Source organism: Shimia sp. Alg240-R146, from assembly GCF_947331465.1.
Lineage (GTDB): Bacteria > Pseudomonadota > Alphaproteobacteria > Rhodobacterales > Rhodobacteraceae > Shimia.
Genome location: NZ_CAMZOK010000001.1, coordinates 1265598 through 1280893 on the forward strand (window position 1 = coordinate 1265598; position 15296 = coordinate 1280893).

Sequence of the window (15296 nt, forward strand, 5' to 3'; positions counted from 1 at the left end):
ATGGAAGTTCTTGTTGCAAGCGCAATTGGCGTTTTGACCGCTGGCGGAGTCTACATGATTTTGCGGATGCGGGCCTTTCCGGTGATTATTGGCGTTTCACTGCTTTCTTACGCGGTGAACGTGTTCCTGTTCTCCACGGGTCGCCTCGCGGTGGACGCGCCGCCGATTTGGCAGAAATACGCGGATGTTCCCTATTCCGATCCGTTGCCGCAGGCATTGGTGCTGACGGCTATTGTGATCTCATTTGGCATGACAGCCGTGTTGGTGATGATCGCGCTCGGCGCCTATCTGGAAGCTGACCATGACCGGATCAACATCCGTGACGGTGAAGACGACGGCGATGAGCCTTCGGAAGAGAAGGGGCAGGACGCATGAACCACTGGATCATTGCACCGGTAGTCCTGCCAGCGCTGCTGGCGCCGCTGCTGGCGTTTGTGATGCGTCACGACATAGTCCTGGCGCGTGTGGCGTCCATGACGGGTGCTGTGCTTTTGGCGGGCATTGCCATTGGTCTGGCCATGTTGGAAGCCGGTGGTGGCACACAGGTCTATTTTCTTGGGGATTGGCCCGCGCCCTTTGGCATTGTTCTGGTGTTGGATCGCCTGTCTGCGGTGATGCTTCTTTTGACGGCTCTGCTGTCGCTGGTGGTGCTTTGGCACGCGATTGCGACGGGATGGGACAACCGCGGCCGCCATTTCCATGCCTTGTTTCAATTCCAGTTGATGGGCATCAACGGCGCCTTTCTGACGGGTGATGCGTTTAACCTGTTTGTCTTCTTCGAAGTGCTCTTGATCGCCTCTTATGGCCTGATGATCCACAGCGGTGGCCGTGCACGGATGCGGGCCGGTTTGCAGTACGTGGTGATGAACCTTGCCGGATCCACGTTGTTCTTGTTTGCGCTGGGCACGCTTTATGCCACGACAGGCACGCTGAATATCGCGGATCTTGCCGTCGCGGTGCGCGAAATGTCACCGGATGATGTGGCGCTGGTGCGGGTTGCGGCGGTGTTGTTGCTGGTTGTCTTTGCCATCAAGGCGGCCTTGTTTCCTGTGCAGTTCTGGCTACCTGGCACTTACGCGAATGCGCCGGCACCCGTTGCGGCCTTGTTTGCCATCATGACCAAGGTTGGTGCCTATTCGATTATCCGGATTTATACGATTGTGTTTGGCCCGGACGTGGCCGCGACCCAAGGTGTTGTGACCGATTGGGTGATGCCTGCCGCTGTCATCACAGTGATCGCGGGCGCGTTTGGCGTGTTGGGGGCCAAAAAGCTGATGCCGATGCTGGCATTTTCGGTCGTGGGCTCAATGGGCACGCTGATGTTGGCGGTGGCGGCTTTCACACCTTACGCAATGTCCACTGCGCTTTATTATTTGCTGCATTCCACGTTTTCGGCGGCAGCACTGTTTTTGCTTGCGGACCTCGTGGTGACCCAGCGCGGCAACGATGCTTTGACGGCCCAGCGTCCGGTCGCGCAGAACGGACTGCTTGCCGCTCTGTTTTTTGCGGCGGCGATTGGTATGACCGGCATGCCGCCGTTGTCAGGGTTTCTTGGCAAGCTGATGGTTATGGACGGCGTGCGGGATCAGTCGTGGATGGCGTTGGCATGGGCCGTGATTTTGCTGGGTTCCCTTGTGACCATCGTTGGGTTTGCACGCGCCGGAAGCGTCATTTTCTGGAAATCGACGGCGCAGGCCGGTGGCGAAGGTGCAATGCCAAGTAAGGCCACGCCTTTGCAGATTGTTCCCACAATGCTGGCGCTTGGCTTGCTGGCGGCATTGTCGGTGTTTGCCGGGCCCGTCGCGGGATACCTTGAGGAGACCGCTGCACAGCTGTTTGATAGCAGTGAATACATCAACGCAGTCCTCGCGCCGACCAAGGAGGGTTTGAAATGATCAAACGACTTCTACCACACCCGCTTTTCAGCCTTACGTTGGTTGTTGTTTGGCTGATGCTGGTCAACAAAGTGACGCTGGGCAATGTTCTCCTTGGCTCGATCCTTGGCATCATTGTCCCTGCTCTGACGGCACCTTACTGGCCGGGACAACCGCGGGTGCGATCGCCATTGCGTGTGATCGAGTACATGCTTGTCGTTCTGTGGGACATCGTCGTGGCCAACTTTCATGTTGCCGCGATCATTCTGTTCAAACGCAACAAGGACATTCATTCGCGGTGGGTGACCGTGCCGCTCGATATCACGTCGCCTGAGGCGATTACGGTGTTGGCTGGCACAATAACGATGACACCGGGCACTGTGTCGTCGATGTTGTCCGCCGACGGACGCAGTATTTTGGTGCATTGCCTTGATTGTGACGATCCAAACGCCGTGCGGGACGAGATCAAAAACCGCTACGAGCGCCGGCTTGAGGAGATTTTCTGATGATCGGATTGGCTTTGAACTTTGCGGTGTTTTGTTTTTCGGTGGCGCTGTTACTGAACCTGTGGCGGATCACGCGGGGGCCAACGCAGGCTGACAGAATTCTGGCGCTTGATACAATGGTGATCAACATCATCGCGCTTTTGGTTCTTTACGGTATCTACGAAGGCACCGCCGTCTACTATGAGGCGTCCATGCTGGTCGCGATGGTGGGGTTTGTTTCGACCGTTGCTTATTGCCGCTTTGTGTTGCGCGGCGACATTATCGAATGAGGGGGGCGGCATGAACTTGGTAATCGAAATCCTCATTTCACTGTGCTTGGTGACGGCGGGTGTTTTTGGCCTTGTTGGGTCTTATGGCCTGATAAAGCTCAAGGACACGATGCAACGTCTTCACGCCCCGACAAAGGCGACGACTGTTGGCGTTGGCGGCGTTCTGGTGGCGTCGATGCTGTATTTCTTTTTGATCAAAGGCTCGTTGTCATTTCATGAGCTGATGATAACGCTCTTCCTGTTTCTAACGGCCCCCGTCAGCGCGCATTTCATCGCCAAGACATTCATTCAGGCTGAGGTTACTGAAAAAGACCTGCCGGATCCCGAGCACGAGTTTGGGTGGGCGGTTTTTGATGATGCGCCGTCTTATCCGGATGAGGACGACCACGAACCCAAACCCTGATCGACAGCTCAAGTACGCTGGAAATTCGGTTATGACGCAAGCCCACGCTTGTTTGGTGCGCACACACATGGTTTGATGGTCCCGATAGCGAGGTCAAGTCGCCAGTTTTGCAATTTGACCGTCGCCCAAGTGATTGTCAGGACAGCCCATATGCGCAGATTTTCCACGACCCGTATTCCGACCTTGGCTTTAATCGCGGCGTTGTCGGCCAGCGCCACTTTCGCTCAGGAGGCTGCGGCCCCTAAAGTTGCGGTGGCAGCCGCTTACAATGATGAATTGATTGACGAAGTCACGTTCATCGCCAAGGGCGCGGCGATCGACAAGGTCGACATCCGAGCGCGGGTGTCGGGCTTCGTGGATGAGATTTTTGTAAGAGATGGTGACACTGTAGAGGCGGGTGACTCGCTTTTTAAGATCGAACCTGAGGTTTATGAGGCCAATCTTGCCGCCCGTCAGGCGGACCTGTCGCAAGCTGAAGCCAATCTGCAGCTGACCGAAGTGGAACTTGTCCGCAAAACCGAATTGTTTGAACGCGATGTGGGGACTGAGGCTGACAAAGATGTGGCCCTTGCCAACAATCAGGTGGCAATTGCGCAAGTGGCTATTGCCAAAGCGGCGATCCAGCAGACGCAACTTGATCTTAATTACACTGAGGTGCATGCCCCGTTTGACGGGCGGGTCGGCAAGTCAGCTGTCAGCGTCGGAGAGTTGGTTGGCCCAACCTCGGAACCCCTTATCACGCTTGTCCGCAACCAACCCATGCATGTTGAGTTCGCTCTGACTGAAAAGCAGCTGGTCGATATCATCGAGCAAAAAGAAAACATGGTGGGGGCACATGAAGCAACGGACCAATTGCCCAACGTTATCGCGATTCTTCCCAACGGTGATCAGATGGATGAAATCGGTCGTGTGGTCTTTGCCGACAACGTGATCGACCCGACAACCGGCACCATCACGCTCCGCGCTGAATTTGGCAATGAGCGCGGGTTGATCGTGGACGGATCGTTCCTAAATGTCCGCCTCCAAAGTCAACAACCTTCCAAAGTGCTGATGATCCCGCAAGCTTCCGTGCAGCGCGATCAGCGCGGCGATTTTGTGTTGGTGGTGGGACAGCAACGCACGGTGGAACAACGATATGTCACACTGGGCCGACAGGTTGAGGCCGCTGTGGTGGTCGAGGACGGGTTGCGCGAAGGTGAAGTCGTTATCGTCGAGGGGTTGCAGCGGGTTCGCCCGGGCGTCGAGGTCGACGCTGTGTTGTCCGGTTCTCCGACAGAGGAGAACTGATCCGTGTTCTCAGCAATCTTTATCAGACGTCCCAAGACGTCCTTTGTGATTTCATTGGTGCTCACGCTTATGGGCATCATTGGGTATACGGCCCTACCGGTCGAGCAATTTCCCGACATCACGCCACCGGTGGTGAATGTCAGCGCGAACTACACCGGCGCCAACTCTGAAACCGTGGAAAACACCGTAGCTGCGCCAATTGAGGCTCAGGTCAACGGCGTCGACGATATGATCTATATGTCGTCTGACAGCACCGACACCGGGTCCTATAGCCTTCAGATTACCTTTGAAGTCGGCACCGACCCGGACATCGCGTCAGTTAACGTGCAAAACCGGGTGGCACAGGCCACTTCCAGCTTGCCGACCGAGGTCACCAACTCAGGCGTTGTGACGCAAAAATCATCATCAAACATGCTGATGATCGTCACTCTGGCATCTCCAAACGGCACCTATGACGAAGTGTTCCTATCCAACTATGCGTCGATCAATCTAGCGGATGCGCTGGCACGTGTCGGTGGCGTAGGCAAAGCAGAGGTGATGACCAACTTCGAATATTCGATGCGGATGTGGATGGATCCTGACCGGATGGCCGGACTTGGCTTGACGCCCGGCGACATCATCGCGGCCGTACGTGAGCAGAACCTCGAAGTCTCGGCGGGTCAGATCGGTACGCCTCCAATCGCCAGCGGTCAGCAGTTTCAATATACCATCAAATCCAAGGGACGTCTGACGTCTGTCAAAGAGTTCGAAAACATCATTCTTCGCACCGGCAACGCCGGCAGCGTGGTGCGTGTAAGCGATGTCGCTCGCGTGGAATTAGGGGCGAATTATTATAACGCCTCTGGTCGTGCCAGCGGGCAGCCAGCGACTGTCTTGGCGATATATCAAGCGCCAGGCGAAAACGCGTTGGCCGTGGCTGATGGTGTTAAGGTAGAACTTGAACGGCTCTCGCGGGCGTTTCCCGATGATGTGGTCTATCAGGTGCCTTATGACTCCACACTTTTTGTGGAACAATCCCTGAGCGATGTCATCTCAACCCTGATTTTGACCTTCATTCTGGTGATCTCGGTTGTGTTCGTATTCCTAGGAAGTTGGCGGGCGACGATTATTCCGGCGGTGGCCATTCCGGTTTCCCTGATCGGCGCGTTTGCGTTCCTTTTGATATTTGGCATGTCGCTCAACACGGTGTCGCTCTTTGCGCTGGTTCTTGCGATTGGCATCGTGGTGGATGACGCGATTGTTGTTGTGGAAAACGTAGAGCGCATCATCGCCGAAGAAGGCCTTAATGCTGTTGAGGCTACCCACAAAGCGATGGGGCAGATCACCGGGCCGGTCATTGCCACGACGCTTGTTTTGCTGGCGGTTTTTGTGCCGGTGACCTTTATGCCCGGCATCTCGGGCCGGCTGTTCACGCAGTTTGCCGTGACCATTTCCATCGCTGTGGTGATTTCGTCAATCAACGCTTTAACGCTGTCTCCGGCGCTGTGCTCGCTGATCCTTAAGCCGCGCAAAGAGGGTGGCCCCAAAGGGGTGCTGGCCGTATTTGAACGGGGCGTGGACAGCTCGCGGAGCGTCTATGTTGGGATCGTTAAACGCTTGGTGCGGCTACCCGTACTTGCGTTGGTGATCCTTGCGGCGATGGGGGTGAGTTCAGGTACATTGTTGAACAAAATTCCGGCGGGATTCATTCCGCTCGAAGACAACGGCGCCTTGTTTGTCGACGTGCAACTTCCTGACGCTGCATCTTTGGAGCGTACGGAAGCCGTAACAGAGCGATTGAACGCACAGCTGCTGGATATCCCGGGTGTCGCGGGGTCGGTCAATGTGAACGGCTTCAGCCTGATGAATGGTGCGGGCTCCAACGGGGCGATGATCATTCTCAACCTGGACCCGTGGGACGACCGCCAGACTGATGAACTGAGTGCAGATGGTATTTTGAGGCAGGTCTATGGCCTCGCCAATCAGGAAATTTCGGCAAGTGTCATCGCCTTTAACCCGCCCCCGATCTCAGGCCTTGGCCTGAGCGCGGGTGTGGAGATGAAGGTACAGCAAACCGGCGGCGGGTCCGCACAGGAGCTCGCCAGTGCGATTGGCTCGCTGGTTTATGCGGCAAACCAACGTGAGGAGTTGTCACAGTCCTATTCGACCTTCCGTGCCAATGTGCCCAAGGTGTTTGTCGACCTGGATCGCGAAAAAACCAAGTCTCTGAACGTGTCGATCTCGGATGTGTTCATCACATTGCAGGCCTATATGGGGTCGTTTTATGTGAATGATTTCAACCTGTTTGGCCGTGTTTATCGTGTGATGATTCAGGCGGACGGGGACTATCGCAACAATGTCGAAGACCTCAATGCGCTTTATGTGCGCTCGCAAAGCGGTGACATGGTTCCATTGGGTACCATCATTGATGTGCGCAATGAACTTGGACCGGTTGCGTTGAACCGGTTCAACATGTTCCGCGCGGCCACGGTGACCGCTGTGCCTGCCGAGGGATTGTCCACTGGTGACGCTATCCGTGTCCTTGAGGAAGAAGTCGCGACAGCTTTGCCGCCGGGCTATGCCTATGAGTGGACCGGCACAGCATTGCAGCAGCAATCTGCGGGTGGGATGGTTATCGTGATCCTGCTTCTGGCGGTGACCTTTGGCTATTTGTTCCTAGTGGCGCAATACGAAAGCTGGACGATGCCGATTGGCATTTTGTTGTCGGTCACGGTCGCGCTGTTTGGGGCTTTGGCGGCGGTGCTTCTGTCTGGAGGTGATGTGAACCTCTATACACAGATCGGGATGATAATGCTGATTGGACTGGCGTCCAAAAACGCAATTCTGATTGTGGAATTTGCCATGGAAAGGCGGGCTGCTGGCTTGTCGATCCGCGAGGCGGCGTTGGAGGCTGCGGGGCAGCGATTCCGAGCGGTGATGATGACGGCCTTGTCGTTCCTGCTGGGGGTTGTGCCTCTGTTGGCGGCGAGCGGCGCGGGGGCCGCCAGTCAGAAGGCGATTGGCGTGGCTGTGTTTGGCGGCATGTTGGCCGCGACCGTGGTCGGCGTGGTGCTGGTACCTGTGCTTTATGTGCTGCTGCAGTCTTTGCGCGAATGGGTCAAAGGCATCGGCAAAGGCGACGCAGCCACAGAGGCCTAAGGCGGGTTTTCTGACAAAAGGTGGCGGGTTGACTGTTGCAAGACATCACCGGAATGGGGGCCAAAACCCCCTTCCGGGGATGCTGATCTGCGGCAGCGAAAGGCGATGATTTGGGGGTCAGTATTGCGTCGGTATCACGTCGGTTTTGCGGAGGTGCCGAAATTCACGCCAATCCTAGGTCGGTAGCGGTTTGGGTAAACCCTGTCCGACTTTCAAAACGACTTTGGACAACGCATCCAGTTGAGACGCCAGTGGGCTCGATTTTCGCCAGATCATGCCAATGGTGCGGGCAGGCTGCGCACCGGAAAACCGTGAGACGCTGACAGCGGCGGTTGGGGTGTCCACAGGCACAGCCATTTCGGGGATCACGGTCACACCGAGGCCCGCGCCAACCATCTGGACCAAGGTCGAGAGCGACGAGCCATCCAACCCCTCATGCGGCCGTGCGGTGGGCAGCGCGCAGAAGGACAGCGCCTGATCGCGGAAACAGTGACCTTCTTCCAAAAGCAGCAGGCGTTCCCTCTCAAGAGCTTCTGGCGCTGGCACGGGGGCCGCGGCCTCCGATTGCGGGCGAACCAACACAAATTCCTCGGACCACAACGGCACCTCGATGAATGCAGGCTCAGACACGGGTAGTGCGACAATCGCTGTGTCGATCCTGCCCGCGTGCAACTCGGATATCAGATTGGCGGTCATGGTCTCGCGCACCATAAGGGCCATCTGCGGAAAAGCCGCTTTTACGTCGCGCAACAGTGTGGGCAGAAGGTAAGGCGCAATGGTGGGGATCACACCGAGACGCAAACGGCCGGACAGGCCCGATTGGGCGGCGCGGGCCATGTCACCCAATTCATTCACACTTCGCAGAATGTCACGCGCGCGGATCAGCACATCTTCGCCGAAAGCCGTGAGGCGCAGTCGTCGTGTGGTGCGTTCTATCAAAGGCGCGCCTAAGCTTTCCTCGAGGTCTTTGATCTGAACCGAGAGCGCAGGTTGGGAAACCGAACATGCGTCCGCAGCGCGGCCAAAATGGCCGTGTTCGGCAAGGGCATCGAAATAGCGGAGTTGGCGAAGGGTTAGATTATTCATAGGAAGTTCCTATCAATATAATCAGAAAATGCAACTTCTGATAATGAAAATCCCTTGTTAGAATAATTCCAGAGAATCGCGTTACACCACTTTTCCTCAGGAGGATCCTATGGACGGAGATATGAAATCAGGCGGCTGCCCCGTAATGCACGGTGCTGTAAGCCAAGGCGCAAAGAGCAACCGTGACTGGTGGCCAAATCAGCTGAACCTTCGCATCCTGCATCAGAATTCAGCCAAGTCTGATCCGATGGGCGGCGCGTTTGACTATGCCGAAGAGTTTGCCAAGTTGGACCTTAAGGCGCTCAAGGATGATCTCTATGCTTTGATGACCGACAGCCAGGACTGGTGGCCTGCGGATTACGGCCACTATGGCGGCCTGTTCATCCGCATGGCGTGGCACAGCGCTGGCACATATCGCACAGCGGATGGCCGCGGTGGTGGTGGCACGGGTCAGCAACGGTTTGCGCCTCTCAACAGCTGGCCTGACAACGGCAATCTCGACAAAGCCCGTCGTCTGCTGTGGCCGGTCAAACAGAAATACGGCAACCAGATCAGCTGGGCCGATCTGATGATCCTTGCGGGCAACTGTGCCATCGAAAGCATGGGCGGCAAAACCTTTGGCTTTGCCGGTGGACGTCCGGACACATGGGAACCCGAAGAAGACGTGTATTGGGGTGCGGAAAGCGAATGGCTCGCGACCTCGGACGCCGAAGGCACGCGGTATTCCGGTGATCGCGAAATGGAAAATCCATTGGCCGCTGTGCAGATGGGTTTGATCTATGTGAACCCTGAAGGCCCTGATGGGGAGCCGGATGTTCTGGCCTCCGGTCGTGACATTCGCGACACGTTTGCGCGCATGGCGATGAACGACGAGGAAACTGTCGCGCTTGTTGCTGGTGGCCATACGTTTGGTAAGGCACACGGCGCAGGCGATCCAACGCTGGTCGGTCCCGAGCCGGAAGCTGCGGGCATTGAAGAGATGGGCCTTGGCTGGATCAACGCGCATGGCACAGGCAAGGGTGGCGACACCACAACGTCCGGCATCGAAGGTGCATGGACGGCGAACCCGACGCAGTGGGACAACGGCTATTTCGATCTGCTGTTCGGTTATGAATGGAACCTGACCAAGAGCCCTGCGGGCGCGTGGATCTGGGAACCCGTTGAGCCGACTGAGGATGACATGGCGCCTGCTGCACATGACGCCAGCCAGAAAGTGAAGACCATGATGACCACCGCCGACATGGCGATGCGTCTTGACCCGGTTTATGGCGCGATCTCCAAGCGGTTCCATGAGAACCCTGCGGAGTTCCAGGATGCGTTTGCCCGCGCGTGGTTCAAGCTGACCCACCGCGATATGGGACCGCGTGCGCGCTATCTTGGCGACGAAGTGCCGGGTGAAGAACTGTTGTGGCAGGATGTTATCCCTGCATCTGAGACAGATTTGTCCGAGGATGACGTGGCCGCACTTAAGGCGGCTGTGATGGCATCGGGTCTGTCGGTGAGCGATCTGGTCAAAACAGCCTGGGCGTCAGCATCATCTTTCCGTGGCAGCGACATGCGCGGTGGGGCCAATGGTGCGCGCGTGCGCCTTGCGCCGATGAAGGACTGGGCTGCAAACGAACCTGCGGAACTGGCACGAGTTCTGGGTAAGCTGGACGACGTAAAAGCCGCCTTTGGCAAGCCGGTGAGCACGGCGGATCTGATCGTGATTGCGGGCGCTGCCGGTGTTGAAAAAGCTGCGTTGGATGCGGGCCATGATGTTTCGGTCCCGGTGTCGCTTGGCCGTGGTGATGCCACGCAAGAGATGACGGATGTCGAAAGCGTTGGTGTGCTTGAACCAGCCGCAGACGGGTTCCGCAATTTCCAGAAAGCGCAGTATTCGGTGTCGCCTGAAGAGCTGCTTTTGGACAAGGCGCAACTTTTGACGCTGACCGCGCCTGAGCTGACCGCATTGATTGGCGGTTTGCGCGTGATCGGGGCCAACCACGGCGGCACGGCGCATGGTGTGTTCACCGATCGTGTGGGCCAGTTGACCAACGACTTCTTTGTGAATGTGCTTGATATGGGCACCACTTGGACGGATGCGGGCGAGGGCGTTTATGAAGGCAAAGACCGCGCAAGTGGTGCTGCCAAATGGACCGCAACACGGGTTGATCTGGTGTTTGGCTCCAACGCGCATTTGCGGGCGTTGTCGGAGGTCTATGGTCAAGCGGATGGCGAGGCCAAACTGGTCGCGGATTTTGTCGCCGCTTGGTGCAAAGTTATGGATGCGGACCGCTTTGATCTGAGCTGATCAGACGCGCGTGAGGACAGGAAAGGCGCGGCTTCGGTCGCGCCTTTTTTCTGTCTGAAACATGTTTTCTACGTCGGTGTATTGGTTAGGTTTCTGGCTCAATCAGGACGGCCAAAATGCTTGAGCCATATGTCGGTGCGTGCTTTGTCGCGTGCCTCGTAGGCCGTTATTGCCGGATCCAGATCGCCGAAATCCGGTGCAAGTGTATCGGTGCCGATCGTGGTCAGGCGCATCGTGTACCATGCAGTGATGCCACCCTCCGGCGCTTCCGAAAATCTTGGAAAGACAGGCGTTAGAGCTTTGTTCGCGCGCCACAAGTCGGGCAGCGACGGCTCAAGAGCCAGCGCTCGCGCTAGTCCAACGATATCCACGATGCCTTCGGCCAAGGCTGCCTGTGCTTGGGCAAAGGTTTTGAAACCTCCTGTCAGCATAAGCGGTACAGTTGTTGCGGCGCGAGCCCGCTTTGCAAATTCGAGAAAGTAGGGGCCGCCGCCGGCAGCATCAGAGGCGGATTTGGCGCCGGGAAAATAGGTGCCACCGCTGATGTCGATCAGATCGACAGACGTCGTGTCCAGCGCGGCGACCACTTTGTGGGCGTCGTCTTCGGCAAAGCCGCCTTCGAGTTGGTCCGAGGAATTGAGCTTTACCGCGATGGGGAATTCGGGGCCGACGGCGGCGCGAACAGCGTCTATCGTTTCGATCAACAACCGCATTCGGTTTTCGATAGGACCGCCGTATTCGTCGCGTCGCTTGTTAAACAGTGGTGACAAAAACTGGCTGAGCAAAAAGCCGTGGGCGGCGTGGATTTGAACGCCTCCAAAGCCTGCGTCTTGGGCCAATTGGGCGGTGCGGGCGAAATTCGCCGGAACATTGCGCACAACATCCAATGGCATTTCCGAACACGTTAGGCCTGGCAGATCAAGCGCGCTCGGGCCTTGTGGGGCGCTGGTTGGCGCGTAGGCCAAGGCCCCGCCATGGCCGAGTTGCAGCCAAAGATGGCTGCCGTTTTCGCCGCCCTTGATGGCCAGTTCGCGGAACAGGGTGAGGTCTGCCTTGCCGTTCAAAACCAGATTTCCGGGTTTTTCCGCAAAGTCGGGTGATCCCTGTACTTCGCCGATGATCGACAGGCCCAACCCGCCTTGGGCCCAGCGTTGATAGAGATTGATCTGGGTTTGGGTCGGGTGGCCGGAGCCGTCGCCCAGTGAATCCGACATAGCTGATTTCGCGATCCGGTTCTTAAGGACCACGCCGCAGGGCAGTCTCAGGGGGGCAAACAATTTGTCTTGCGTGTCCATGTCTCGCTCCGATCCGCTTTACGCGGACCATCCCGCAAAACGGGCGGTGTATCAACTGGGGCAGGGCATGTTGCGTAGGTGAGGCTCGGCTAACCCGTTTGAACCAAATACTGGCGGCAGCCTTCGAGGGCGGCGGCGTCGTCGGTGATCATGCCGAGTGGGAAACTCTTGGTGTCGACAATACCAGGGCCGTCGGCTGTCAGGCTGGTGATGAAATCGCCAAAGGCATCGGAGCTGAGGACACCTCGGGACGCGCTGCCGGCGAAGGCGATGCCGTCGCGGGGCATGTATTGGTGCATCATCGCGCGGGTGAGGCTGCCCAAAGTGCGGGCAAATAGGCGCACAGTGCGTTGCGCGTCACCGTCGCCGGTCGCAAAGTTTGTCATAATCTCGGCGCCGCCAAGCGATTTGCCGCTGATGACGGTGTGCAACCGCTCAAGACCGGGGCCGCAGAAGATGTCTTCGTAAGTCTGAAATTCGGTAGCATCATCGCCCAAATCATCACGCAACATCATCGCCACTGAAAAGGGCAATTCGGCGTGGCCAAGTTCGGCCTCCATCGCGACGGTCACACCAGCGAGGCTGCGTTTGGTGGGGCTGACGTTGAAGCCTGTGCCCATACCAACCACCAGAGCCTGGCCGTTTCTGGGACCATCGAGCGCGCCGTAAAGGTATTCCGGCGTGTTTCGGGACAGCGCAAATCCCAGCGCGGTCAAATCGTTGATCAAAGCGGCCCTTGCGGCGCCGCACTGGGCGCCAAAACTGCCGGCTTTGAGGGTCCAGTTGCGGTTGGTAAGTTGGCCGGTTGTGCCTTGAACCGGGCCAGCAATGGCAACACAGACACCATCGACATCGCCGGTGTCGTGCTTGGACAGGTAATCTTCTAGCACCTCGTCAAAGCTGGCGTAATCGTTGTTGCGGGCGCGCATAAGGGTGCCGGCTTTGACGCCGTCACTGTCGGCCAAAGCCAGACGTGTGTTTGTGCCCCCGATGTCGCTGACCAAATATGTCATGCGCCCGCAACCTTTGTCATGCGTCTACTCTTATCCTTGAACGGTCACGCCTTCGGGGCGCTTGCCAAGAATGATCATGCCCAAAAGGTCATCATCGGTCACGTCGTTTACATCAACCGTGCCCACCAATTCGCCGTTTTTCATAACGCTGGCGCGGTCACAAAGCTCCATGACGTCATGGATGTCGTGGCTGATCAGGAAAATGCCGATGCCCTGCGTCTTGAGCTGTTGGATCAGCTCAGACACCATCTGTGTTTCATGAGGGCCAAGAGCCGCTGTCGGTTCGTCCATGATCAGGATCTTGGCATCGAAATAGACCGCCCGAGCAATCGCCACGGACTGTCGTTGTCCGCCAGACAAAGCCGAGACCGGTTCAGCGAACTTTTGGAAGTTCGGGTTGAGTTTGGCCATGATCTTGCGGGTTTCGGCTTCCATCGCGTCGTCATCCACCGTGCCGATGGGGGTGACCAGTTCACGTCCCAAAAACAGGTTGGACGCAGCATCGAGGTTATCGGCCAGCGCAAGCGTCTGATAGATGGTCTCGATGTTGTATTTGCGCGCGTCGCGCGGGTTGTGGATCTCGGCCTTTTCACCGTTGATATAGATCTCACCGCCGTCTGCCTGATAGGCGCCGGAGAGGATCTTGATCAGCGTGGATTTGCCCGCGCCGTTGTGACCCAGCAGGCCAACAACTTCGCCCGGATACAAATCAACTGAGACGTGATCCACCGCGTGAATACCACCAAAGGAGATGTGGATGTCGCGCATGTCTACGAGAGGTGTTTGCTTGTCCATAATGGTTCTCCTTATGCGCCAGCGCGGCGGCGATAAACGATGTCGACCCAAACGGCGAACACCAGAACGACCCCGACAACGATGTTTTGCAAAGGCGCGTCAACGCCGACAGAGGCCATGCCTGATTGCAGAGATTGCATGATCAGCGCACCGATCACAGCACCGTAGATGGTGCCTGCGCCGCCCGCGAGTGCGGTGCCACCAATCACAGCCGCCGCGATAACGCGCAGCTCATCCAACGTGCCGAGGCCAACGTCCACGGCATTCAGGCGGGCCGATGCGATGACGGCAGCGATGCCGGTCAGCGCGCCCATGAGGGCAAAGATTTTGACGGTCAGCCAGCGGGTGTTGATGCCGGAGAGTTCCGCGGCTTCGGGGTTGCCACCGGTGGCGTAGACATAGCGGCCAAAGCGGGTGCGTGTCGCGATGACGGTCATCACAATGGCCACACCCAACAGGATCACCACTGGAATGGCGACGCCGTGGTTCCAGACCATGCCATCGGTGTATTCGATGCCTTGCGCCTTGGTCATTCGTTTCATCGCGCCCTTGGAGATCGGGTAGCTGTTCATGATCCAGACAAAGCCCATGATGCCCCCTGCGGCGATCGCCAGCAGGATGCCTTCGGCCCAGGCGGGTTTCACCGCGAAACCGTGGTTGGCTTTGTTGCGGCGGCTCAGCAGCATGAGGGCCACGGCGGCCAGTGCAGCGACGATCCCGAAGATCCAGCTTAGGGATTCACCCAAAGTGCCTTCGGCACCACCACCCAGAAGGCGGAACGTGGTGTCCAGTGGCGCTTGGGTTTGGCCTTCGGTGACCCACCACATCGCCCCGCGGTAGACCAGCAAGCCGCCCAGGGTAACAATGAAAGCAGGTACGGCCAGGTAGCCGATGATCCAACCCTGAAACGCGCCGAGCACAGCGCCCATCAGGATCGCGGCGATGACTGCAATGATCCAGACGGACCAGTGACCCAAGCCGACGAGGTCTGGTAGCACCTGCACTTGCAATGCGGCGACGGCCATGCCGATAAAGCCGAGCATCGAGCCCACGGACAGGTCGATATGGCGGGTGACGATCACAAACACCATACCGGTGGCCATGACGGCAACCGAGGCAGTTTGAACCGACAAGTTGAAGAAGTTACGGGGCGACAGGAAGCGGCCATCGGTGAAGATGCCGAAAACGACCCAGATCGCCACAAGCGCGCCGATCATTCCAAGCAGGCGGGGGTCAAGCCCCAGCTTGTTGATCAGGTTCTTGGCTTGATTTTGCATTGTGCGTTCCCTCTTTGGCTCGCGATGCGTGAGATACCATACCTATTCTGTGCGGAGGAG

General features: G+C 57.5%; 13 protein-coding genes. 8 read left to right on the forward strand and 5 right to left on the reverse strand.

Annotated elements, in window-relative coordinates; translation table 11 throughout:
- The 7 genes from PG871_RS06105 (at nucleotide 1) to PG871_RS06135 (ending at nucleotide 7477) form a co-directional block, all read left to right on the forward strand.
- Nucleotides 1–375, forward strand: a complete 375-nt coding sequence (locus PG871_RS06105; RefSeq protein ID WP_270727227.1) for a Na+/H+ antiporter subunit C — start codon at nucleotides 1–3, stop codon at nucleotides 373–375.
- Nucleotides 372–1895: a monovalent cation/H+ antiporter subunit D gene (locus PG871_RS06110; protein ID WP_270727231.1), complete on the forward strand. Its 1524-nt coding sequence runs from the start codon at nucleotides 372–374 to the stop codon at nucleotides 1893–1895. Before PG871_RS06105 ends, PG871_RS06110 begins: the two co-directional genes overlap by 4 nt.
- Nucleotides 1892–2380 carry a Na+/H+ antiporter subunit E gene (locus PG871_RS06115; protein ID WP_270727232.1) on the forward strand — a complete coding sequence of 163 codons (489 nt, stop codon included), beginning with the start codon at nucleotides 1892–1894 and terminating at the stop codon, nucleotides 2378–2380. The genes PG871_RS06110 and PG871_RS06115 overlap by 4 nt, the downstream gene beginning before the upstream one ends.
- Nucleotides 2380–2649, forward strand: a complete 270-nt coding sequence (locus tag PG871_RS06120) for a K+/H+ antiporter subunit F (RefSeq protein WP_270727236.1) — start codon at nucleotides 2380–2382, stop codon at nucleotides 2647–2649. Before PG871_RS06115 ends, PG871_RS06120 begins: the two co-directional genes overlap by 1 nt.
- A gap of 10 nt (nucleotides 2650–2659) precedes the next feature.
- Nucleotides 2660–3052, forward strand: coding sequence for a Na+/H+ antiporter subunit G (locus PG871_RS06125; RefSeq protein ID WP_270727239.1), 393 nt, complete (start codon nucleotides 2660–2662; stop codon nucleotides 3050–3052).
- Nucleotides 3053–3202: 150 nt separating this feature from the next.
- Nucleotides 3203–4339, forward strand: a complete 1137-nt coding sequence (locus tag PG871_RS06130; protein ID WP_270727244.1) for an efflux RND transporter periplasmic adaptor subunit — start codon at nucleotides 3203–3205, stop codon at nucleotides 4337–4339.
- Nucleotides 4340–4342: 3 nt separating this feature from the next.
- Nucleotides 4343–7477, forward strand: coding sequence for an efflux RND transporter permease subunit (locus PG871_RS06135; RefSeq protein WP_270727248.1), 3135 nt, complete (start codon nucleotides 4343–4345; stop codon nucleotides 7475–7477).
- 174 nt (nucleotides 7478–7651) lie between these two features.
- Here PG871_RS06135 and PG871_RS06140 read toward each other — a convergent pair whose 3' ends face one another.
- Complete coding sequence (locus tag PG871_RS06140) at nucleotides 7652–8563, reverse strand: LysR substrate-binding domain-containing protein (protein ID WP_270727250.1); 912 nt, start codon at nucleotides 8561–8563, stop codon at nucleotides 7652–7654.
- A gap of 109 nt (nucleotides 8564–8672) precedes the next feature.
- On the opposite strand from PG871_RS06140, the gene katG reads away from it, so the two are divergent.
- Entirely contained in the window at nucleotides 8673–10856 is a 2184-nt protein-coding gene (katG, locus tag PG871_RS06145) for a catalase/peroxidase HPI (RefSeq protein WP_270727253.1), read from the forward strand.
- A 98-nt stretch (nucleotides 10857–10954) separates the two neighbouring features.
- On the opposite strand, the gene PG871_RS06150 is transcribed toward katG, so the two are convergent.
- From PG871_RS06150 to PG871_RS06165, 4 genes are all read right to left on the reverse strand, one after another.
- Nucleotides 10955–12151, reverse strand: a complete 1197-nt coding sequence (locus PG871_RS06150) for an NADH:flavin oxidoreductase/NADH oxidase family protein (RefSeq protein WP_270727255.1) — start codon at nucleotides 12149–12151, stop codon at nucleotides 10955–10957.
- A gap of 89 nt (nucleotides 12152–12240) precedes the next feature.
- Entirely contained in the window at nucleotides 12241–13164 is a 924-nt protein-coding gene (locus tag PG871_RS06155; RefSeq protein WP_270727257.1) for a glucokinase, read from the reverse strand.
- A gap of 30 nt (nucleotides 13165–13194) precedes the next feature.
- Entirely contained in the window at nucleotides 13195–13959 is a 765-nt protein-coding gene (locus tag PG871_RS06160; RefSeq protein WP_270727260.1) for an ATP-binding cassette domain-containing protein, read from the reverse strand.
- 11 nt (nucleotides 13960–13970) lie between these two features.
- Complete coding sequence (locus tag PG871_RS06165) at nucleotides 13971–15236, reverse strand: sugar ABC transporter permease (protein WP_270727263.1); 1266 nt, start codon at nucleotides 15234–15236, stop codon at nucleotides 13971–13973.
- Nucleotides 15237–15296 lie beyond the last annotated feature (60 nt).